Origin of the sequence: Flavobacterium sp., from assembly GCF_023151265.1 — a bacterium.
Lineage (GTDB): Bacteria > Bacteroidota > Bacteroidia > Flavobacteriales > Flavobacteriaceae > Flavobacterium.
Window position 1 is genome coordinate 1 of the sequence record NZ_JAKLJH010000172.1, and the last position, 4,813, is coordinate 4,813.

General features: G+C 30.9%; 4 protein-coding genes and 1 pseudogene. 3 read left to right on the forward strand and 2 right to left on the reverse strand.

What is annotated here, in order from left to right; genetic code table 11:
* Together L6Q46_RS12750 and L6Q46_RS12755 are read left to right on the forward strand one after the other, a co-directional pair.
* Positions 1-195, forward strand: a pseudogene (locus L6Q46_RS12750) (glycosyltransferase family 1 protein); the annotation flags it as partial.
* A 168-nt stretch (positions 196-363) separates the two neighbouring features.
* Positions 364-1,746: a sugar transferase gene (locus tag L6Q46_RS12755; protein WP_291284625.1), complete on the forward strand. Its 1,383-nt coding sequence runs from the start codon at positions 364-366 to the stop codon at positions 1,744-1,746.
* A 31-nt stretch (positions 1,747-1,777) separates the two neighbouring features.
* Here the strand turns inward: L6Q46_RS12755 and L6Q46_RS12760 are convergent, their stop codons facing one another.
* Together L6Q46_RS12760 and L6Q46_RS12765 are read right to left on the reverse strand one after the other, a co-directional pair.
* Positions 1,778-2,902: a DUF4105 domain-containing protein gene (locus tag L6Q46_RS12760; RefSeq protein WP_291284626.1), complete on the reverse strand. Its 1,125-nt coding sequence runs from the start codon at positions 2,900-2,902 to the stop codon at positions 1,778-1,780.
* Positions 2,903-2,948: 46 nt separating this feature from the next.
* Entirely contained in the window at positions 2,949-3,938 is a 990-nt protein-coding gene (locus tag L6Q46_RS12765) for a PorV/PorQ family protein (RefSeq protein ID WP_291284627.1), read from the reverse strand.
* Between the two features lie 270 nt (positions 3,939-4,208).
* Here L6Q46_RS12765 and L6Q46_RS12770 point away from each other — a divergent pair.
* On the forward strand, positions 4,209-4,813 hold a 605-nt coding region (locus tag L6Q46_RS12770), incomplete at its 3' end, for a CDP-alcohol phosphatidyltransferase family protein (RefSeq protein WP_291284628.1).

Consider the following 4,813-nt stretch of genomic DNA (forward strand, 5'->3'; position numbering starts at 1 on the left):
ATTCCTTATTTACTTACTGATAAAAAAAATGCTTTATTAGTTAACGATAATGATGTTGTTGCCATGGTAGATTCTATTTGTTGTTTGATAGAAAATCAACAAAAAACGAAAGAACTAACTTCAAGTGCACGAAATTTTATAGCCCAAATGGATTGGAATGTAGTGAAAGAGGAATGGAAGCAGGTTTTGAAGTGAATGTGAGTTTTTTTGTTTCAGGTATCCTGTTATTGAATGTTGAATGAGGAATAACGAATGTTGAATTTTGAAATCTTTAACAATTATTAATTACTATTTCAATAAATTTTCAACGATGATTTCGTGGTTTCTTTTAAATTCGTTACTTTGCGTTAGAATTATAAAAGAATGAGTGCTTCCCAAAAAATACATTTTGAAATTTCAGAACGCAAAATCTTATTGCGTGTTATGGATGTATTTTTTACTTTAATGACTTTAGCATTAATTGGACATTATACGAAATTTGATTATTTCAGAATATCTCAGACCAGTTTTTATTGGACAATCGTTTTAGCACTTTATTTGGTTTTCTTCGGAACAATTTTCGAAATGTACAATTTGCAGACTGCTAGTAACCGATTTCAAATTTCTAAAAGTATTATTTTAACAACTTCTGTAACCGTTTTACTTTATTTGTTAACCCCTTTTTATACTCCAGTATTGCCTTCCAATCGTTTGCAGATTATACTGTTTTTCTTTTCTATTTTAATTTCATTATCAGTTTGGCGCTATTTATATATTGTTTTTTTTGCGTCTAATCGATTTATGAAAAAAGTACTTTTCGTAGGAAGTAGTAAAGAGGTAGATGCATTGGTAACCGAATTAGCTAAATTTAATCCACATTACAGAGTTGTGGGTTATATTGCAGTAGATGAAGTACCAAATAACACAAATGTTGAGCGTATTTTAGCGGAAAATCTAGATGAGTTTGTGTACCAAAATTACATTTCTGAAATCGTAGTGGCTAATGTTAAAAATAAATTAACCTCGGTTGATTTGTATAATAAGTTACTTCGACTACTTGAAAAAGGTATTGTAATTAGAAAGTACAATCAAGTTTATGAATACAGTACGTATCGTTTGCCTATTCATTTTGAAGATAGAGAATTGTATAAGTTTTTCCCTTTTAGTAGAAGCAATCAAAACAAATTGTATGTGTATTACAGCCGTTTTTTTGATATTGTTTTTTCGCTAGTTGGATTAATTGGGTTTTTTATATTGGCACCTTTTTTATGGATTGTCAATCTTTTTGTTAATAAAGGAAGTTTTTTTTATACCCAAGAACGTGTTGGGAAAAACGGAGTTCCATTTACGATTTACAAAATGAGAACCATGGTACAAAATGCCGAACAAAATGGGGCTGTTTTTGCTACAACAAATGATAGCCGAATTACTCCTTTTGGAAAATTTCTACGCAAAACAAGATTAGATGAGTTACCTCAATTTATCAATGTTTTAAAAGGCGATATGGCAATAATTGGTCCACGACCAGAGCGACCTGTGTTTGTTGAACAAATTGCTAATGCCATTCCTTTATATCAAACACGCCATGTTATTAAACCTGGACTTACAGGTTGGGCACAAGTGAATTATCCTTATGGTTCTAACTTAGAAGATAGTTTGATGAAACTACGCTACGATTTGTACTACATCAAACACCGAAGCTTGTTTCTAGATATTAATATCGTAGTAAAAACAATGAGTACGGTATTGTTTTTTAGAGGACAATAAAAATAGTTTAGAAGGTTAAAAGTTTAAGAGTTTAAAAGGAAGTACTTTGTTTTGATCTCTTAATTTGTAACACAATTTTTGCTATCCAATAAAAATGTAAGGCGATAAATGGCCAAACAATTTCTAAGTGAATTTTAGTAGTCATGTAGGCAAGATAAACTAAAAGCATCGCTAAAATAATTTGTCCAAACAGCACTATTCTTTCTTTAATTCCTTTTTTAAGATACCAAGCAAAAACTAATAAAAGCGGATTGAATAATAAAATATTGTAATTCCATAAGATTTCTTCGTGCAACGAATATAACCCTACTAAAGAGAAGAAAAGTCCTAATAATCCAGCAAAGATAAAGTAACTAATTTTTATCCATTTTTTGTTTAAAAGAACTAAAATTAAAAGCGCTGTAATTAATGAGTAAATAGAGTTTAACCAATTAAATGGAGTTTCAACTTTGGTTACTTGAAGGATTTTCGAATTACTCTTTTCAATTTTATTTCCATTTACTTTTGTAGCCGAAATGGCGTCTTTGAATTCATATGGTAAAAATAGACGAGTGGCTGGTTCATCTACTTTTGCACCAAAAATCAATTGAATTCCTAATTTCATATAAAAGTCGCTCATGTACGGATATAAAATTTCACGATACGACATTTTTGAGCTATCTGATTTTATATATTCTTTGCCTAAAATGCCATTGATTTTATCCACTACCATTGTGGTGCAATTTCTATCAATAAATTTATAAGTATAAAAACGCTCATCACTATAAACCGAATGATTTAGTTGTTGAAATAACGTATTGATTTGATAAGGATTAAGGTCTAATTCTTGTTCAATTATTTCACGATTTTCCATTTGATAATTGTAATAGAAATCGATGAAACTACCATTGGTAACAAAATATTGCAAATCGCCTTTTATAAATCTACCAATGAAATTAGGTGTACTAAAATCAAAAGCACCATAATTGTAAACTACGTCAATTCTTCTTAAACTATCTTGAATACGAATACCAGTATGACCATACATGGCATACGATTCTGGACCTAAACCACAAGTTAAAATGCTGACTTTTGCTTTTTCGGAAAGTGAAATGTTTTGGGCTAACCCATCAATAGAAATTAAAATAAGTAAAGCGAAAAGTAGTTTTTTTATCATTTTATGTAAAGTCTTTCTTCTTGTTTCTTTTCTCTTGCTTCTAAAATTATCTAAACAATTCCCAATCTACTTTTATAGAAAAAATATTGGAATACAAAGCTGCACTTTGGTCTCCTAAATCGGTTAAAGCGTAATCCACTTGTATGCCTTTGTATTTGAATCCTAAACCAATATTTGGTTGAAAACTTAGCTTTTTTGAATTATCAATTTGAGTAATTTGCTGAAAATTTCCAACACCAGCTCTCAAATAAACCAAATCGATATAACCAAATTCCAATCCAAGTGCAGGATCAATACTTACTGCGTTTGTTGAAATGATATCGTTTGTTCTTGCAAATTGCATGTTTAAATTCGTTGCAGCTAACAAACTATAATCATAACGAATAATCCATTTTTTCGACATTCCTAATTGCGCTTTTGGTAATGTAATTTCGCTAGTTTCTGGTAATTCTTGATTTTCACCTGGAATAGCATCGGCAATTTCTTGATATTTTTCTTCGTCTATGGTCCAAGTATTGTAAGTAGTAGTAATATCGCGAATCATTAAACCAAATTTCCAATCTTCATCATCACTGATGTACTGAATTCCTAAATCCAATCCAAATCCCCAAGAATTAGCAAAATCTCCAATAATTCTTCTGATTACTTTCGCATTTACTCCATAATTTAAACCTTCAATAGGTAAACTTCTAGCATAAGAAACAGTCAAGCCATAATCGGCAGTAGAAAAAAGCGAAATTCTGTTGTAGTCGATGTTTCCTTCGCTATCAATTAATTGTGTAGTGTTTAAAATATCATCAACTCCAAAACGAATTAAGGAAATTCCAACAGCGCTTCTGTCATCAATTGGCATCGCAAATCCTGCATAATCGTATTGTGCAATATTGGCAAAATAACTAGCATGCATCAATGAAAACTGCTTGTCTTCTAGTTTCAATAATCCCGCAGGATTCCAATAGCCAGAATTCACATCGCCAGTATGCGACACAACAGCATTAGACATTCCCAAAGCAGCAGCATCAACTCCAATACTCATGAATTCATTTGAGTATTTTCTAACGGTTTGCCCATAGGTTGTCCCACAAAAACAAATTAAAAGTAGTAAAATGGTCTTTTTCAACGCCAATTTTTTTACAAAGATGAAATAAATTTCTCAAATAGTAAACTCTAAAAGTATTAACTTATTGTATTACATTTGCTGTAAATTAGGGAAGGCTTGGTTTTAGGTCTTTTTTAGTTGTAATTTTGCAAAACAATTTAGTTGTAAAACTGTATTATTAAGTCAAGAGTTTTAAAGTAACGTTATATGAATATCAAAAAACACATTCCCAATCTAATCACTTTGCTAAATTTAGCAGCAGGATTGTTAGCCATCATCGCTATTTTTAAAGGCTATTATGATGAAGCGTTTATTTTTGTTTGTTTGGGTATTTTCTTTGATTTTTGGGATGGATTTTTGGCTAGAAAATTCAATGTAGCCGGACCTTTAGGTGTGCAATTAGATTCTTTGGCAGACATGGTTACTTGTGGTGTAGTGCCGGGATTAATGATGTTTGTCTTGTTTCAAAATATTCAGGAAGATTCTACTTCGGTTTATTATCTTACAGAAGAGTATTTTTATATGGGATTTGTGCCTTATTTAGGCTTTTTAATTACATTGGCTTCTTGCTATCGTTTGGCAAATTTTAACATCGATACCCGTCAAACCGATTCTTTTATTGGTTTACCAACACCTGCCAATGCATTAGTAATTATGAGTATTCCGATGATTCAATATGCTAATGACTTTGAAGGATTGACTACTATTTTATACAATCCTTATGTGTTGTTGTTTATTACAATTTTGAGTTCGTATATATTAAATGCCGAAATTCCGTTGTTTTCATTGAAAATTAAAGAGTTCACTTGGGC